The following is a 16,356-nucleotide window of genomic DNA, read 5'->3' as shown; positions in this document are numbered from 1 at the left end:
CATTTACAATCTGTCTTCTGTAAAAATTCAAGATACACTATCAAATTGATAATAAGGATTCAATTCTGTATGGAATTAGATATTTGAAGGAATATCATTAACAAACGAGGAAATTGTTTGATTTTCATATCATCTAGCTGTATTTACGAATGTGGCATTATAAGATTAAGAAAGGGGTAACGTTTTAATATGAAAACTATGAAAAGTATATATGAACTACTATCAATTGTAGGCAGTATTGAAGGGTGGCTGTCATACCATGAGCAATTTGCATTATTAAATTTACCTTCAATGGTTGATCATTTACCTGGAGACATAGTTGAAATCGGTTCATTTAAAGGAAAAAGTACAATTGCATTAGCTCTAGGAAGCGCTTTAATGAGCACCAAGAAAAGTCCAATCTACGCGATTGACCCATTCATTTTATGTCCCAGTAATTTTTTTGAGGATAATGTAAAGAATCATGGATGTGAAAACCTTATTATTCCAATAAAAAAATACAGTACAGAAGCTTATGACGATTGTCCTAATTCTATTGCTGCGATATTCATAGATGGAGACCATGAATATCCAAGTGTTAAGCACGACATTATTCATTATGCTCCGAGAGTTGTTAAGGGAGGATTAATAGCTTTTCATGATTATTGTGAGAATTGGCCAGGAGTCATCCAAGCTGTAGATGAACTTTGCAACAATGAAAATTTCGAATATGTTACACTATATGATAGTCTATTATTTGTTCGAAAACTATAAATATACAAAAGGTAGTTCTACAATTGATCTAAATCAAAGTTATCCGCTATAAATTATTAAACCTGAGCCTCATTACTACCTTATTAATTAAATTTTGTTGTCTTATTTAATACTTTTTTCTCCCTCAAATAAAATACAGCATTCCCACCCTTGAGTTATATCTTTCAATCTATATTCTCTTCCAATCAAGGAAATTGTTTTACCATGATTTATCATCGTAATTCCTCCTACAATTATTTATAACAGCTACATTCAGGTACTCTTTGTATCATATCTTATACTATATTTTTTATACTTGAATAGCGAAAAAATGAGCTAGCAAATTATTTTCATAAAAAACCTCCTGAATCGCATAATTTTTACGATTCAAGAGGTTTTCGCTCATTTTATTCAATTACCCTAAAATATGGTACCCAGAATCCACATGAATGTTCTCACCAGTAACCCCACTTGCTAAATCACTGAATAAGAATAACGCTGTGTTCCCTACTTCTTCTTGCGTTACGTTACGACGAAGTGGTGCACGCTCTTCAATTTGTTTTAAGATGCTGTTAAAGTCGCCAACACCTTTAGCTGATAGCGTACGAATTGGTCCAGCTGATACAGAGTTCACACGAATGTTATGCTGTCCTAAGTCGTTTGCTAAGTATCTTACGCTTGCGTCTAGTGATGCTTTTGCAACGCCCATTACATTGTAGTTCGATACAACGCGCTCGCCGCCAAGATATGTTAATGTAACGATGCTACCGCCTTCTGTCATTAACGGTTTCGCTGCTCTTGCTACAGCTGTTAATGAGAATGAGCTAATGTTTTGCGCAAGTAAGAATCCATCGCGAGATGTATCAACGAACTCGCCTTTTAAATCATCACGGTTTGCAAATGCGATGCAGTGTGCTAATCCGTGGACAACACCTACTTCTTCTTTAATAGACTGGAAGCAACGCGCGATATCTTCATCGTTTGTTACATCACATGGTAAGACGATAGATTTTTGTCCTTCTAATGATTCTGCTAAGTCACGAACGTTTTTTTCTAGACGCTCACCCGCATATGTGAAAATTAAGTTTGCTCCTGCACTATGTAGTGATCGAGCGATTCCCCATGCAATGCTTCGTTGGTTCGCAACACCCATGACAATAATATTTTTTCCTTTTAAGTTGAGAAGACTCATTTATTTATCCCCCTAATTTAAATTAGTAATAGTAGTTATTAGTACCTGGTAATATATTTATATCATATCACAAATACGAAAGAAGGCAAAATAAAATTATTTATAGATGTTTCTTTATTTCTATTCTGATCTTTCCCTTTCCTTCTCATAAGTGAAAATCACTTTATATATACTAGATTGTACATCACTTTCCTTCTATATAAATCCATTTTGATTTTTCGACATATAGCCGCGGCTATAAATAACAAAAGGTGACCTGCACTCATTTTCTCTTTTTGTTTTCACTATGTCTGGGCAGGAAAAGGATCTGACCGCTTCTATGCATGGCCGGATGCTCTCTCCCACCTAAAAAGAAGGGGTTTATGTCGGTTTTTTAATTTGTATTTACATATATAAAAACATATTTTTCATTTCCTCTACTAAGTATGCTCTTATCTAACATTCCCATCTTAAAATCCAAACAACATATTTGCAAACAACTAAAAATCAGCTAATATGGTAATAGCGTCTTTTTTTTATCCCGCTATTCGCGAGCAGTAATACCCCCACCTCAAGATTTAGAGAGAAACAAAGAAGATAGGTGGGGGATGAAGAAAACCCCTACTGATTAAAGTTTCACTTTATTAAACAACGAGCAACAGAAAGGACTACGTACGGTGAAAGATAAGAATTCTCAATATCGAATAGATTACGTCTTGCTACTGATTTTACTCACAATTGCGATTGTGAGCTGTTTTGCTATCGCCAGTGCCCAACCATCTTTACCAGCCTATTTACAACAGGTAAACTTTGTTTTCAAACAAATTCAATGGTATGTCATTGGAAGCATAGCAATTATTGCAGTTATGATTATCGACTTTGATCGTTATAAACAAATTGCTTGGTATTTATATGGATTTGCAATGCTACTTCTACTTGGACTTGAATTCAAAATCCCAGGAGCAAAAACGATTAAAGGGGCGACTGCTTGGTATGAATTACCAGGAATCGGTAACTTCCAACCTTCTGAGATTATGAAATTATTTTTAATCCTTGTAGTGGGTCGCATTATTGTAAATCACAATGAAAAATATCCATTTCGAACGCCGCGAGAGGATCTCATTTTACTCGGCAAAATATTTGGAGCTAGCTTACCACCACTGCTTCTCATTGCGAAAGAACCGGACTTAGGAAATACGATGGTTATTTCAGCAATGCTAGCGGCAATGATTTTAGTCTCTGGTATACGTTGGCGCTTTATTTTCGGCTTAGCTGGTCTTGTTACAGCAGCTGGTTCCACACTCACGTACATTTACTTTGCACATACAGCTTTCTTTAAGGAACATATTTTAAAAGAGTATCAATTGGACCGTTTCTACGGCTGGTTAGCACCTTATGAATATGAAACACAAGGGTATCAATTACGGCAGGCTGTTTTAGCTACCGGTTCCGGTGAACTGCACGGAAAAGGCTGGGAGAATGGACAAGTATACTTCCCAGAGCCGCATACAGACTTTATTTTCACAAATATTGCAGAGCAGTTCGGATTTTTAGGAGCAAGTGTTGTTATTTCACTTTTCTTCCTACTTATTTATCGTATGATTCATATCTCATTAGAAAGTAATGATCCGTTCGGTAGTTACATCTGTGCAGGAACAATCGGAATGTTTACATTCCAAGTATTCCAAAATATTGGAATGACAATTGGCTTACTTCCAATTACCGGGATTACGCTTCCTCTTATGAGTTATGGTGGTAGTTCCTTACTGACCTATATGATTGCGATTGGCTTTGTACTGAACGTACGGTCACGAACGAAAACATTTATGTTCGATTAAACCATATCCATTTGGATATGGTTTTTTTCTCGTTCTATTAGAGGTATACTAATGAAAAAACAAAGCAGGTGATTCATAATGATGTACGATATTATCGGAGATATTCACGGTTGTTTAGAAGAGTTTGAAGCAGTAACGAAGCAGCTTGGTTATAACTGGGATAGCGGTCTTCCTGTCCATCCAGAGAAACGACAGCTCGCTTTTGTCGGCGATATTACTGACCGTGGTCCAGCATCGCTACGCATGATTGAAATTGTGTGGGAGCTTGTGATGAAGAAAAAAGAGGCATATTACGCCCCCGGCAATCATTGTAATAAGTTGTACCGCTTTTTCATCGGACGTAATGTGACGATTGCCCACGGTTTAGAAACGACCGTGGCAGAGTACGAGGCTTTATCTCCTAATAAACAGCAGGCAATCAAGAAAAAGTTTATCGATCTTTACGAGAAATCTCCTCTTTATCACGTACTCGACGATAAAAAGCTCATCGTTTGTCACGCTGGTATTCGGCAAGATTATATAGGAAGACAAGATAAAAAAGTGCAAACATTCGTATTGTACGGTGACATTACAGGCGAAAAGCATCCAGATGGTTCCCCTGTCCGCCGTGACTGGGCCAAGCATTACACCGGAGAAGCTTGGATTGTATATGGTCATACACCCGTAGCAGAACCTCGTCTTGTCAATCATACGATAAATATTGATACTGGATCCGTATTTGGAGGAAAGTTAACTGCGCTTCGTTATCCAGAAATGGAGACTGTTTCTGTTTCTTCTTCTATGCCGTTTGTGCCAGAGAAATTCCGTACAATTACATAATGAAATATAAAATAAGCTGTCCTCAGCGTATGAGGACAGCTTATTTCAATGCTTCTTTCATATCTTCCGGCACATCTGCATGAAACGTTAGTCTCTTTTCTAACACCGGATGATAAAACGTTAAACTCGTACTATGAAGCGCTTGTCTTTTCATGTGTTCGGCACTACCTCCATACAAGTCATCCCCTAACAGCGGATGTCCTATATGCGCCATATGGACACGAATTTGATGCGTCCTTCCTGTTTCTAACTGCAGAGCAACCCGCGTCTTTTCAGGAGATTTCTCCATAACACGAAAATGTGTAACCGCCCTTTGACCCTCTTCACATACAACTCGTTCAATAATGCTATCATCTTTTCTTCCAATTGGTGCATCAATTGTTCCCGACTCTTCTATTACTTCACCATGAACGATTGCTTCATATGTTCTCTTCACTTGTTTTTGCTGATGTTGCTTTGATAATAGATGATGGATAAAGCGATTTTTCGCAATTAGCATGAGACCTGAAGTATCACGGTCTAGTCTCGTTACAATATGTACTGTGCTTGCAAGATTTTGTTTATCATAATGATGTAGGAGTGCATTGGCTACACTTCCCGTTGGATGTTCCCTTGACGGAATCGTCGACATATAGGGGACCTTGTTTATGACAAGAACAGATTCATCTTCATATACAATAGACAGAGGAATATCCTCCGCTTGCATCCCTTCACTTCGCTGTTCTAACGGGAAGCATACTTGTAATTGCTCACTTACTTGTAATATGTGCCGAACATTCGCATGCTCACCATTAATTTCAATCGCGCCGCCGTTAAACTTTATATCTGTTAAAGCAGCTTTGGAAATACCTTTCGTTTTTAAGAACTCTCGAATAAGCATGCCCTCTTCTACTTCTGTCATATGCCATTTTAATGTAAATCTTTTCAAATATATAAACCCTCTCTACTCATCCGCAACAAACGAATCTCGAACACGTTTCCAAAATGGGAATGGACGAAAACGAACGAAGCGTACCCTCTCGTTTGCAACGCGATATTGAATTGATTTTACATCTTGATGAACCATCGTTAAATGGTCAACCGTAATTTGTAAATTCATACCCGCAGTCGGTTTTAAGACACATGTATGATGCTTTGGTAGAACAAGTGGTGAACCAACCGTACGGAAGACACGGTTATTAATGGATGCCATTTCTGCAATTTGAATCGCTTCAATAGAAGGATGAATAATCGCTCCGCCTAACGCTTTGTTATACGCTGTACTTCCTGAAGGAGTAGAAATACATAGACCATCTCCGCGAAACGTTTCAAAATATTCTCCGCGAATTTCCACCTCTGTAACTAACGTCCCTTCAGCATTTTTCACCGTCGCTTCATTTAACGCTAAATACTGTGATTCTTTGCTACCATTCACGTAACGAATAATAACCTCCAGCAGTGGATATTCCACTACTTGAAACGGTGTCTTTGCAATCGCAATCACAAGTTTTTCTACTTCTGTTGGCAACCAATCTGCATAAAATCCTAAATGTCCGGTATGTACACCGACAAACGCTGTCTCATCCAACCGGTTATAATAACGGTGAAACGCATATAAAAGCGTTCCATCTCCTCCAACAGAAATCACAATCTCCGGTTCTAGTTCGTCCACTGTAAACCCAAAATCCTGCAAATATTCCGTCATCGTACTTGCAAGTGCGTTTGATGATTGATCTCCCTTTGACATAATTGCAAATTTCATGGCCCAACACCCTTTAATTTATGATTCGGATTCTTTCGCTTCCTGTTTGCGCGAAAAAATCTTTTGTGCTTCTTGAATTTCAAGACGAATCGAAGACATTTCTTCATCTAATAAAAATGCCGCTTCTGCCGCACGCTGCAAGCGTATTTTAATATCTTCTGGAAAACGTCCACTATATTTATAATTTAAGGAATGCTCAATTGTCGCCCAAAAATTCATCGCTAACGTCCGAATTTGAATTTCAACTAATACTTTTTTCTCCCCGCGAATCGTTTGAACAGGATAGCTAATAACAACATGATAAGAACGATAACCACTTTCTTTTTTTTGCGTCACATAATCTCGCTCTTCCACAATTTCAAAATCGTTCCGTTTTCGAAGAAATTCAACAACAGGTTTAATATCATCCACAAATTGGCACATCATACGAAGACCAGCAATGTCCTGCATTTCTTCTTCTAATCGATCAAGCGGAACATTTCGCTTTTCTGCTTTATCGATAATACTTGCACACGACTTTACTCTTCCTGTTACAAATTCAATTGGAGAATGTTCAGTAAACATTGCAAACTGAGCACGCATTCCTTTTAATTTCACTTTTAGCTCTCCCACCGCTTGGTGGTACGGCGCTAAAAATTCTTCCCAATTACGATTCATTTAAACCACCACCGAAATCCATCCATTTCCTTATAGTACGTGTTCAAAAAGGAGGATAAAGGGAGCCGAGCAGTTCGAGGCGCGGAAGCCAAGAGGATACGAAGTGTAGATGGAACTACATGAGTACCGGACTGGCGACGTAACGAAGAAATAGGGCGGCTATCTTTACCGGACTTTTTGAACACCCTCTTATAGAAACACTTTTTTTACTGCAGCTTCCAGCTCTTCTCCGTAATTTGCATTTCCTTCGATGTTTCCAATTAAGTATGCCACTTCTTCTTTCAACTGCTCTAATTCAATTTCAATATTATTGACACGAACAAATATCTTTTTATCATTTTTCATCGCATCGTGCATTGCTTCCCAGCATGTATGCGGAATACTTACATAAATGAAAGCTGATTCGTCCTCTAAAATATATAAAAATGATAAATGATCTGAGTCTACAAGTACGTGATTACGTACTGTTAACTCCTCCACACGTATTTCAGTATTTTCTGCACAAAAAATAAGAGCATTCTCTCTTTCTTCTACGCTCTTAACTTGAATTTTATTTTGCATGCTCTAACTCCTCCATATCGACTTCCTGTCTTACTAAACACTATTATTGTATCATAACATGGGCGCAAACAAATAAAACATTGAACCAAATTTGCGAAAAAGCGATAATGTTTAAAGGATTACTTTAAAAAGGAGTTTATACGATGACACAAGAAATTGAAATTGAATTTAAAAACATGGTGACACAGGCAGAATTTCATACATTATGTAATGCCTTTTCTATCAAAACATTTACAAAACAAGTAAATCATTATTTTGAAACACCCCATTTTTCTTTAAAAGCAGCTGGCTCTGCTCTTCGTATTCGCCATAAAGACGGAGCTTATACATTAACTTTAAAACAGCCGGCTGAAATTGGACTGTTAGAAACGCATCAATCCTTAACAGCACAAGAAGCCAAGCTAATGATAGAAACAAATGTACTAATTGCTGGAACTGTAGCAGATCAATTACATACCCTGCAAATCCCTGTTTCCTCTTTAGCTTACATGGGAAGTTTAACAACAGAACGAGCAGAAACTATATTCGGAGGCGGCACACTTGTATTTGATCATAGTTTTTATTACAATCACGATGATTATGAACTTGAATATGAAGTACAAGACGAAGCAACCGGCAAAGCCGCATTTATTGCTTTACTAAATGAATATCATATCCCCATTCGCCAAACAAAAAATAAAGTACAGCGTTTTTTTCTTGCCAAACAAAACAAAGCACGCTAAAGTGAAACTTCCATCAGTAGGTGCATTTCCTACTGATGGTTAGCTCTCACCAATCGGATATTTATAGGCAGCTGCAGCAACTTGGTTGTTTCCTCTGAACCTTGAAGATAATCGCTCCACTGCTCTTTAATGAACAAAAAATGAACAAAGGTTTGTACGAAAGCTATTTAGTTGCTCTTCGTGACAATCCATTGCTACAATAGATATACATTTGATGGAAAAAGGAGTTTATTAAGGATGAGCAAGCAACCGATGACACCATTTGAAGCAATTGGCGGTGAACAAGGCATTGCAACATTAGTCAATACATTTTATTCCTATGTCAGTAGGCACCCTGACCTATCTCCCATCTTCCCAGACGATTTAACAGAAACGGCTAGGAAGCAAAAGCAATTTTTAACACAGTTTTTAGGCGGACCAAGTTTATATACGGAAGAACATGGTCATCCGATGCTAAGAGCACGCCATCTCCCTTTTGAGATTACACCAAAGCGAGCAAAAGCCTGGTTAGCATGCATGGAGCAAGCACTAGAAGATACGGGCATTCACGGTCCAATTCGAGATTTTATTTTCGAACGTTTAACATTAGTAGCACAGCATATGGTCAACACTCCAAACGAAACAGGTGAAGCGTAATGGATAAACAGGAAGCAAAACATTTGCAATTTCCTTCTCTTTCCAAATGCGAACAAAAATCTGTAGAAGCTTATTTGTTTATTGATCCACTTTGTAAAGATTGCTGGGATATTGAACCAATTATGATTAAATTATGGCTCGAATACGGAAAATATTTTTCTATTCGACATATTTTAACTGGCAAAGTGGAAGGGGCAATGACCTCCTCACACAAATGGAATAAACCTGCTAATATTCGATTTGTGTGGGAAAAAACAACAAGTTTGCATGGCTTTTCATGTGATGGAAAAGTACATATGCAAGACGAATCGTCCACACCGTATCTGGCTTCTATTGCGATTAAGGCAGCGGAGTTGCAAGGTAGAAAAGCAGGTTCGAAATTTTTGCGAAAACTCCAGGAATACATCTTTCTTGAAAATGTATCAAAGCCAGATACACAGTTGTTGCTTGCATGTGCAAAGCAAAGCGGTATTGATGTAGAAGAGTTTAAAAAAGATTTGCATTCAATTAGTGCGAAAAAAGCATTTCAGTGCGATTTAAAGTTTACAAACGAAATGCATATCACGGAAATACCTTCTCTCGTATTCTTTCATGGGAATTCAGATGAAGAAGGTATTAAAATTGCCGGTATTTATTCCTATGATGTGTATGTACAGCTCTTAAAGGAAATTGTAAAATGTGACATTGAGCCAGCACCTCTACCACCACTAGAGCACTTACTAGAAACAGTAAAATTTATGTCATCACGAGAGATTGCATTTATCTATAATTGTTCGCAACAAGAAATAGAACGGGAACTAAAAAAATTATCGTTAAAACAAAGAGTACGGACGATTGATGTGAAATGTGAGCGTTATTGGAAATGGATTACAAAAGAAAAAGACCTGGTGTAAACACCAGGTCTTTTCTTTACGGCTTATAAAAATATTAAAGGGGATGGGAGAAATTTTCACGTTCAAACAAAGGGGTATATGTTTGTATGTGAATTCGTTCACATCTATTATATTACAAGATTCGACTTCAAATGACAACCCTTTTTGTCGAATTTCACATTTTTGTCACATTCTAAACGTTTTCATTTATGAATAGAATATAAAAACAACGATTTTAGGAGGTATTTTATGAAAAAATCACATATCTTCCTTCTCATTTTTAGTATCTGCATTGCCTTTTTCTTATATATCCTTTCACTCTTACAAGTATTCCCGAAGATCATTGCACTCCCACTTTTATTCTTGATTATTGTGCTTTCCCTCTCCTATTTCAATCATCGAAAACGTTTCAAAGGCTTTTAAGTGCTTGTTCAAAAAGGAGGATACGGAGCGTAGATTGAACTACATGAGTACCGGACTTTTTGAACATCTTCTATAAGCGAAAAAAAAGACGAGAGCTCATCGCTCTCGTCTTCTCTACTTTCCTTATTCAGATAGGAAAGTAATCCACCTATTATTTATCTTCAAACAATAGCGCTTCTAATTCATTCAACTTTTCTTCAAATACTTGCAGTGCTTCTTTCACAGGTTCTGGTGATGCCATATCCACACCTGCTTTTTTCAATACTTCAATTGGATAATCGGAGCTTCCAGCTTTTAAGAATTCGTTAGTATAACGCTCTACCGCTGGTTTTCCTTCTTCTAAAATTTGTTTTGATAAAGCTGTCGCTGCACTAAATCCTGTTGCGTATTGATATACGTAATAGTTGTAATAGAAGTGCGGAATACGAGACCACTCTATACCAATTTCTTTATCGATAACTAAAGCATCGCCAAAGTATTTTTTATTTAAATCATAATAAATTTCTGTTAACATGTCTGGTGTTACCGCATGTCCTTCTTGTACTTTTTGATGGATCACATGCTCAAATTCAGCAAACATCGTTTGACGGAATACAGTACCACGGAATCCTTCTAAATAATGATTTAACAAATATAAGCGTTCTTTCTTATCTTCTGTTGTTTTTAATAAGTAATCATTTAAAATTGCTTCGTTACATGTAGAAGCAACTTCCGCAACAAAAATAGAATAGTCACCATATATATATGGTTGTGTTTTTCTTGTATAGTAACTATGCACAGAATGACCAAATTCATGAGCAAGTGTAAACAAATTGTTTACATTATCATGCCAGTTCATTAAAATGTATGGATTTGTTCCATATGCACCAGATGAATACGCACCGCTGCGTTTCCCTTTATTTTCATATACATCTACCCAGCGATTTTCATATGCTTCTTTTAGAATTGCAACATACTCATCACCCAGAACATTCAATGACTTCAATAGAATATCTTGTGCTTCTTCATATTTCACATTCATTTTCACTTCTGGTACAAGCGGTGTATATAGATCATACATATGTAACTCATCAAGCCCTAATGCACGTTTGCGAATATCAATGTAACGATGTAATAAATGTAAGTTATCATTTACTGTCTCAACAAGCTGATCATATACCGTTTCAGGAATATTATTATTACTTAATGCCGCTTGGCGTGCAGAATCATATTTGCGAACACGCGCATAGAAATTGTTGCGTTTAATCGCACCACTCAATGTACTTGCAAATGTATTTTTATAGTTTCCGTACGTTTCATATACAGCATGAAACGCATCATGACGAACACGAGGATCATCACTTTCTAAAAATTGAATATAGCGACCATGCGTTACTTCTACCTCTTGTCCATCTTCATCTTTAATAGATGGAAACTTTAAATCAGCATTATTTAATATACCAAACGTACTACTTGATGCACTCATTACTTCAGATGCTTGCGCTAATAACGCTTCTTCTGCTTCTGACAATACGTGTGGACGCTGACGTGTAATTTCTTCTAACGCATGCTCATAGACTTTTAATTCTTTATTTTCTTGTAAGAACGATTGTAACGCTTCTTCTGAAATCGTTAAAATCTCAGGAACGATATATGCCATACTGCTTGATGCTTGAGAGTACAAGTTTGTTGCACGATCATTAAGTGCTTGATAGGAAGAGTTTGCCGTATCTTGGTCATAACGCATATGAGCATATGTATATAATTTCCCTAGACGCATTGAGACTTCATCTTCATATTGCAATGTTGCTAATAATGCATCAGCAGAGTCACCAAGCTTCCCTTTGAATTCTGTCAGCTTTGGTAGCAACTCTTTTACTGCTTGAAATTCTTTTTCCCACTCTTCATCCGTATAGAAAACATCTTCCAAACGCCATGTATTTAATTCTTCAATCTCACTGCGGGCAGGCAATGTTTTTGCTGTTTTTTGATCAGCCATAAATAGATCCTCCTCTTAATCTTCTTCTAGAGGATGTTCAAAAAGTCCGGTAAAGATAGCTGTCACATTTCTTCGTTACGTCGCCACTCCGATACTCATGTAGTTCCATCTACACTTCGTATCCTCCTGGCTTCCGCGCCTCGAACTGCTCGGCTCTCTTTATCCTCCTTTTTGAACACGCACTTCTAGTACAATTCTATTCTTCTTATGTAATTCCTTCTAGTTACCCCTTTATTATATCCACTTTCCCTTCTCTCATGTTGTACTTTGCTTCAAAAAGAGACAGCGCGTACGATAAGCACATTGCATCATATTTTATTATGTCCGCCTCTGTTTGCGGTATAACAAAATGACCAATTTTCCGATACTTCTGCGGAGCAACTTCCTCTAACATCCCTATTCCACATAAAAATGTCAAATACTCTTTCACTGCTTCTTTCCAAATATTTTTTGGAAAATAAGGGAGCACGCGCAACTGAATACTTTTGTGTTGACTCATATAAGAAAAAACAGCATGCAATGAAAAATATTCTCCAGCTTCATGTCTCTCAATGAAATTCATTAAGAGATACGCTTGCCATACAAAAGGATGTGTTCGAAATGCAAATGCAGATGGAAGAGGAACACCAATTTCGGAAGGAAAACAAGAAGGCGTGAGGTGATAGTGATATAAAATACGCAAAAGGGCTTTATGACTATAATTCCATATCGGAAGAATATTCGTTCTAAAATAATTCTTTTTATTCCGCCATTCCTGCTGCAATCTTTCTTTAGAAAGGACAGTAGAGTGAAAAAGAGAAGTGAAAGTAAGGTTGTGAAGTGGTAAGTGAATGATGTGTGTGAAGTGAACGTTTGAAGAAAAAGGAGTAAGAAGCGTACATTTCAGAAACGCCTTATCATTTGGGCAGAAAAAGAGGAGAAATGGCTGAGGATAGGATTGCATACAAAGCGAATGAAACGAGGACAGCGATACCCAGTATGCAGAGTGACGCTTCAACTGATTTCCACCTAGAATCCATACGATTTGTATCCCTGCTTTCCAGTAAGAATAGGTTCGTTTTAGCAACTGGTCGGCTGACAAAGACGCACATTGATATTCAATCGCAAACTTTCTTCCTTCCATTTCAATAAACAAATCAGGCCTTTGCCGAATGGCCCTGAGATAATATTCAATTTCCACATGAAAACCCTGTGACTGTATCCATCTATATAACTGTTCCTTGCCACGCATATGATAGGCAGATTCATGTTCATATTCAATGAGACAATTATTTGTTTTTTTATGAGCAAAGTGCCACCTTTTTTGTTTTCCTAACTTGAGCTGTACTTCTAGATGACAAATTGGACAAGAAAAGCGGTCATTCTTTCGTAATGTGAGCAGCTGCTTTTCATCCCAATTGTGAAGAAGATGAATCTTCTCACCATTTTCTCTCTTTGCGACAAACATAGCACCACTTCCTTTCTTTACTGCTCTTTATTCTACAAATTGTTATAAATTCCTTTCCACACAAAAAAGAAGATGTCCTTATGGAACATCCTCTTCTCTATTCCCAACGATGGAAGCTTCACTTCCCCCCGCGTAAGACTTCCACCTTAAAAGTTTCAGAAATCAGGTTTCACTTTATAATAAAGGTGATAATAAGCGATATGTTGATTCGACAATTCGCATAAGAAGGCGGCGCTTATGAAAGCGATCTACATGAATTTCGCTTGCTACTTGCAGGTCATCTTCAAAATCCTGTACCAGCTTTCGAATACTATTTGTATCATACAAGAAAGCATTCACTTCAAAATTCAAATGGAAGCTTCTCATGTCCATATTTGCTGTTCCGATTGACGCTAAATCAGAATCAACAATCACAACTTTACTGTGTAAAAAACCTTTTTCGTATTCATATATTTTTACACCCGCATCTAATAACTCTGGGAAATAAGACCTTGATGCATAAAATACAGTACGTTTATCCGGTTTACTTGGCATTAATAAACGTACATCAATACCAGCAAGAGCTGCTACTTTTAACGCAGTTAAAATATCATCATCTGGAATAAAATATGGCGTAGCAATCCAAATGGACTTTCGAGCAGAAGAAATCATCGCAAAATACAGATGTTTAATCGTCTCCCACTTATTATCCGGTCCCCCCGCAACAAGTTGCACACCGCCCCAATGCTCTCCTTCTACTGCTTTCGCCTGTAAATATTCTGGTGCTAATACTACTTCACCCGTCATATAAAACCAGTCTTGCAAGAAAATTAATTGTAAACTTTGTACAGCTTCACCTTGTAAATACAAATGAGTATCTCGCCAAAAGCCAAAATACTTATTTTTTCCTAAATATTCATCACCAATATTTAATCCACCTACAAATCCTTCATTCCCATCAATCACAACGGTTTTTCGATGATTTCGGTAATTGATTTTATCATTTAAAATGGGAAAGCGGACTGGGAAAAATGGGACCATCTCTACACCAGCATTATTTAATTCATCAATATAGGCGTTTGACAGTTTAAAACTCCCAACTGCATCATATAAAAAACGAACAACGACGCCTTCCTGTGCTTTTTGAATTAAAATCTCTTTAATTTTTGTTCCAAGCTTATCATCTCGAACTATATAATATTCCATATGAATATGATGCTTTGCTTTTTGTAATCCTTTTAAAATTGCTTGAAACGTTTCATCCCCATTCGTTAATACTTTTGTTTCTGTCTGAAATGAAATATTCAATGCCCCAAGTCGATCCGCTAAACGAAATAGTAATTCTTGGTGTTTATGATTCTGTAAAATGCGATCTTGATACTCTTCATGCCCTTTATACTGTAAAAAAGCTTGTTCATCCAAAAGAGCCTTCTTTTGAAACATTCGTTTTCGTCGAAAGTTTTGTCCAAACAATAAATACGCAAAAAATCCAACTACAGGAAAAATACCTAATACAATTAACCATGTCAACGTTTTTGATGGATGCCGATTCTCTAAAAAAATGACACATCCGATTAAAAATGCAGAAACGGTAAATACAACACTTATAATTCCTAAGAACGAAACATCTTTTATCCCCATAACATCTGAATAAAATGCTACATCAATAAACATGCGTAACGAAACAAATGCTACGAATACCCCCAGAAAAAAGAACAGTAGCTTTAACGTATTTTTCATCCCTGCCCCCCTTGCTTACAAACCCTTTCTATTTTTAGCATACCCATCATATAAAAAGCCGATTTCATAATATAGAAATCGGCCTATTTCTTAGAGGGAAAATGACTGCGAATTGTCTCAAGTGCATGTTCAGCAATAATCAGTTTGCCATACTCACTTACACGGTGAACCGTTAAAGTAGATTCTTCTCCATATTCTAAAATAATACTCAAAATACGGTCGATTTCTTCTTCATCGTGTAGCACTTCATCAAATTCAACATATACATAATAGCGGTCTTCAAACGAATATAATTCATCTTTTATGTCTTCAAATATAAGACGATGACTTAACGAGATCACATCTTCAAAATCATTAAACTTAATCAAAAAGCCAAATGTTCCATCTTCGTTAAAGTTCGTTCCCGCATCTTCCTCTAACTCTCGTTGGAATAACGATTCAATACGTTCATCTAGAGGAATATCAATAATTTTGTCCAGACCTATTGGTAATTCTAATTTTTGTCCATCTTTCGAAAGCTGTGCTTTCGTTACAAGTACTTCAATTCCTTTATCAAGTGCCTGCACTTGAATCCATAGTGGTCCATCGATAAAGAAATCATCATGATCGCGCGCCTCATCCATCATTTCCCAAAATAATTGCTCGCTTCTTTCACGACTGTTCCAAATCTCTTCTCGATTAAATCCACGATCTTCTATATCAACGTACGTAATAAAAAATTTCATCGTATGATCATTAATTCTTTCAATATCCAAAATACAACTCTCCCTTCCTGTTTGGAATTGTTATGAAGGGATTCCCCACTCATATGACAAATCAATAGATTCTTGTACTTTCATTTTATGATAAGATACTCCAGAATGGAAATAAAATCGTCTGATTTTACAAAAACAGTCATTCACCTATCCGATTATTTATCATCATTACTAAAAAGCCCCATCCTTCCTCCATCAATAAAAAAATTGGACATACAATCGCGCATCCCACCGTAAACTGTTAATAAAGCCGGTCAAGCTTTCAAGGGCAGCTTTTCATTCTAT

The 16,356-nt window shown here is 37.0% G+C and carries 15 protein-coding genes; 6 read left to right on the top strand and 9 right to left on the bottom strand.

Annotated features, from left to right (window positions below):
• Positions 1–189 precede the first annotated feature (189 nt).
• Positions 190–753: a class I SAM-dependent methyltransferase gene (locus tag QRE67_RS05930; RefSeq protein ID WP_286123980.1), complete on the top strand. Its 564-nt coding sequence runs from the start codon at positions 190–192 to the stop codon at positions 751–753.
• Positions 754–1,147: 394 nt separating this feature from the next.
• On the opposite strand, the gene fabI is transcribed toward QRE67_RS05930, so the two are convergent.
• Entirely contained in the window at positions 1,148–1,924 is a 777-nt protein-coding gene (gene fabI, locus QRE67_RS05925; RefSeq protein ID WP_286123979.1) for an enoyl-ACP reductase FabI, read from the bottom strand.
• Positions 1,925–2,580: 656 nt separating this feature from the next.
• On the opposite strand from fabI, the gene QRE67_RS05920 reads away from it, so the two are divergent.
• Positions 2,581–3,741, top strand: a complete 1,161-nt coding sequence (locus QRE67_RS05920; RefSeq protein WP_286123978.1) for an FtsW/RodA/SpoVE family cell cycle protein — start codon at positions 2,581–2,583, stop codon at positions 3,739–3,741.
• A gap of 78 nt (positions 3,742–3,819) precedes the next feature.
• Positions 3,820–4,560 carry a bis(5'-nucleosyl)-tetraphosphatase PrpE gene (gene prpE / locus QRE67_RS05915; RefSeq protein ID WP_286123977.1) on the top strand — a complete coding sequence of 247 codons (741 nt, stop codon included), beginning with the start codon at positions 3,820–3,822 and terminating at the stop codon, positions 4,558–4,560.
• Between the two features lie 40 nt (positions 4,561–4,600).
• Here the strand turns inward: prpE and QRE67_RS05910 are convergent, their stop codons facing one another.
• From QRE67_RS05910 to QRE67_RS05895, 4 genes are all read right to left on the bottom strand, one after another.
• A complete protein-coding gene (locus tag QRE67_RS05910; protein ID WP_286123976.1) occupies positions 4,601–5,488 on the bottom strand; it encodes an RluA family pseudouridine synthase in 888 nt (295 codons plus the stop codon).
• Positions 5,489–5,503: 15 nt separating this feature from the next.
• On the bottom strand, positions 5,504–6,301 hold the full coding sequence (locus QRE67_RS05905; protein WP_286123975.1) for an NAD kinase: 798 nt from the start codon (positions 6,299–6,301) through the stop codon (positions 5,504–5,506).
• Positions 6,302–6,319: 18 nt separating this feature from the next.
• On the bottom strand, positions 6,320–6,958 hold the full coding sequence (gene yjbM / locus QRE67_RS05900) for a GTP diphosphokinase (protein ID WP_286123973.1): 639 nt from the start codon (positions 6,956–6,958) through the stop codon (positions 6,320–6,322).
• A 189-nt stretch (positions 6,959–7,147) separates the two neighbouring features.
• On the bottom strand, positions 7,148–7,519 hold the full coding sequence (locus QRE67_RS05895; protein ID WP_286123972.1) for a UPF0738 family protein: 372 nt from the start codon (positions 7,517–7,519) through the stop codon (positions 7,148–7,150).
• 143 nt (positions 7,520–7,662) lie between these two features.
• Between QRE67_RS05895 and QRE67_RS05890 the strand changes: the two genes are divergently transcribed.
• The 3 genes from QRE67_RS05890 (at position 7,663) to QRE67_RS05880 (ending at position 9,770) form a co-directional block, all read left to right on the top strand.
• Entirely contained in the window at positions 7,663–8,241 is a 579-nt protein-coding gene (locus QRE67_RS05890) for a CYTH domain-containing protein (protein ID WP_286123971.1), read from the top strand.
• Between the two features lie 237 nt (positions 8,242–8,478).
• Entirely contained in the window at positions 8,479–8,877 is a 399-nt protein-coding gene (locus QRE67_RS05885) for a globin domain-containing protein (RefSeq protein ID WP_286123970.1), read from the top strand.
• A complete protein-coding gene (locus tag QRE67_RS05880) occupies positions 8,877–9,770 on the top strand; it encodes a ClpXP adapter SpxH family protein (RefSeq protein ID WP_286123969.1) in 894 nt (297 codons plus the stop codon). Before QRE67_RS05885 ends, QRE67_RS05880 begins: the two co-directional genes overlap by 1 nt.
• Positions 9,771–10,323: 553 nt before the next feature.
• Here QRE67_RS05880 and pepF read toward each other — a convergent pair.
• The 4 genes from pepF to mecA all read right to left on the bottom strand — a co-directional run bounded on the left by pepF (position 10,324) and on the right by mecA (position 16,071).
• Positions 10,324–12,150: an oligoendopeptidase F gene (pepF, locus tag QRE67_RS05875; RefSeq protein WP_286123968.1), complete on the bottom strand. Its 1,827-nt coding sequence runs from the start codon at positions 12,148–12,150 to the stop codon at positions 10,324–10,326.
• A gap of 223 nt (positions 12,151–12,373) precedes the next feature.
• A complete protein-coding gene (locus tag QRE67_RS05870) occupies positions 12,374–13,597 on the bottom strand; it encodes a competence protein CoiA (protein ID WP_286123967.1) in 1,224 nt (407 codons plus the stop codon).
• Positions 13,598–13,771: 174 nt separating this feature from the next.
• The gene (cls, locus tag QRE67_RS05865; protein WP_286123966.1) at positions 13,772–15,316 is read right to left on the bottom strand and encodes a cardiolipin synthase; all 1,545 of its coding nucleotides are present in this window, start codon (positions 15,314–15,316) and stop codon (positions 13,772–13,774) included.
• 83 nt (positions 15,317–15,399) lie between these two features.
• Positions 15,400–16,071, bottom strand: coding sequence for an adaptor protein MecA (gene mecA, locus QRE67_RS05860; RefSeq protein WP_286123965.1), 672 nt, complete (start codon positions 16,069–16,071; stop codon positions 15,400–15,402).
• Positions 16,072–16,356 lie beyond the last annotated feature (285 nt).

It is taken from the genome of Bacillus sp. DX3.1, assembly GCF_030292155.1.
In the GTDB taxonomy this organism is placed as follows: Bacteria; Bacillota; Bacilli; order Bacillales; family Bacillaceae_G; genus Bacillus_A.
The sequence above is the reverse complement of the archived record's forward strand: the minus strand, read 5'-3'. Positions and strand labels throughout refer to the sequence as shown.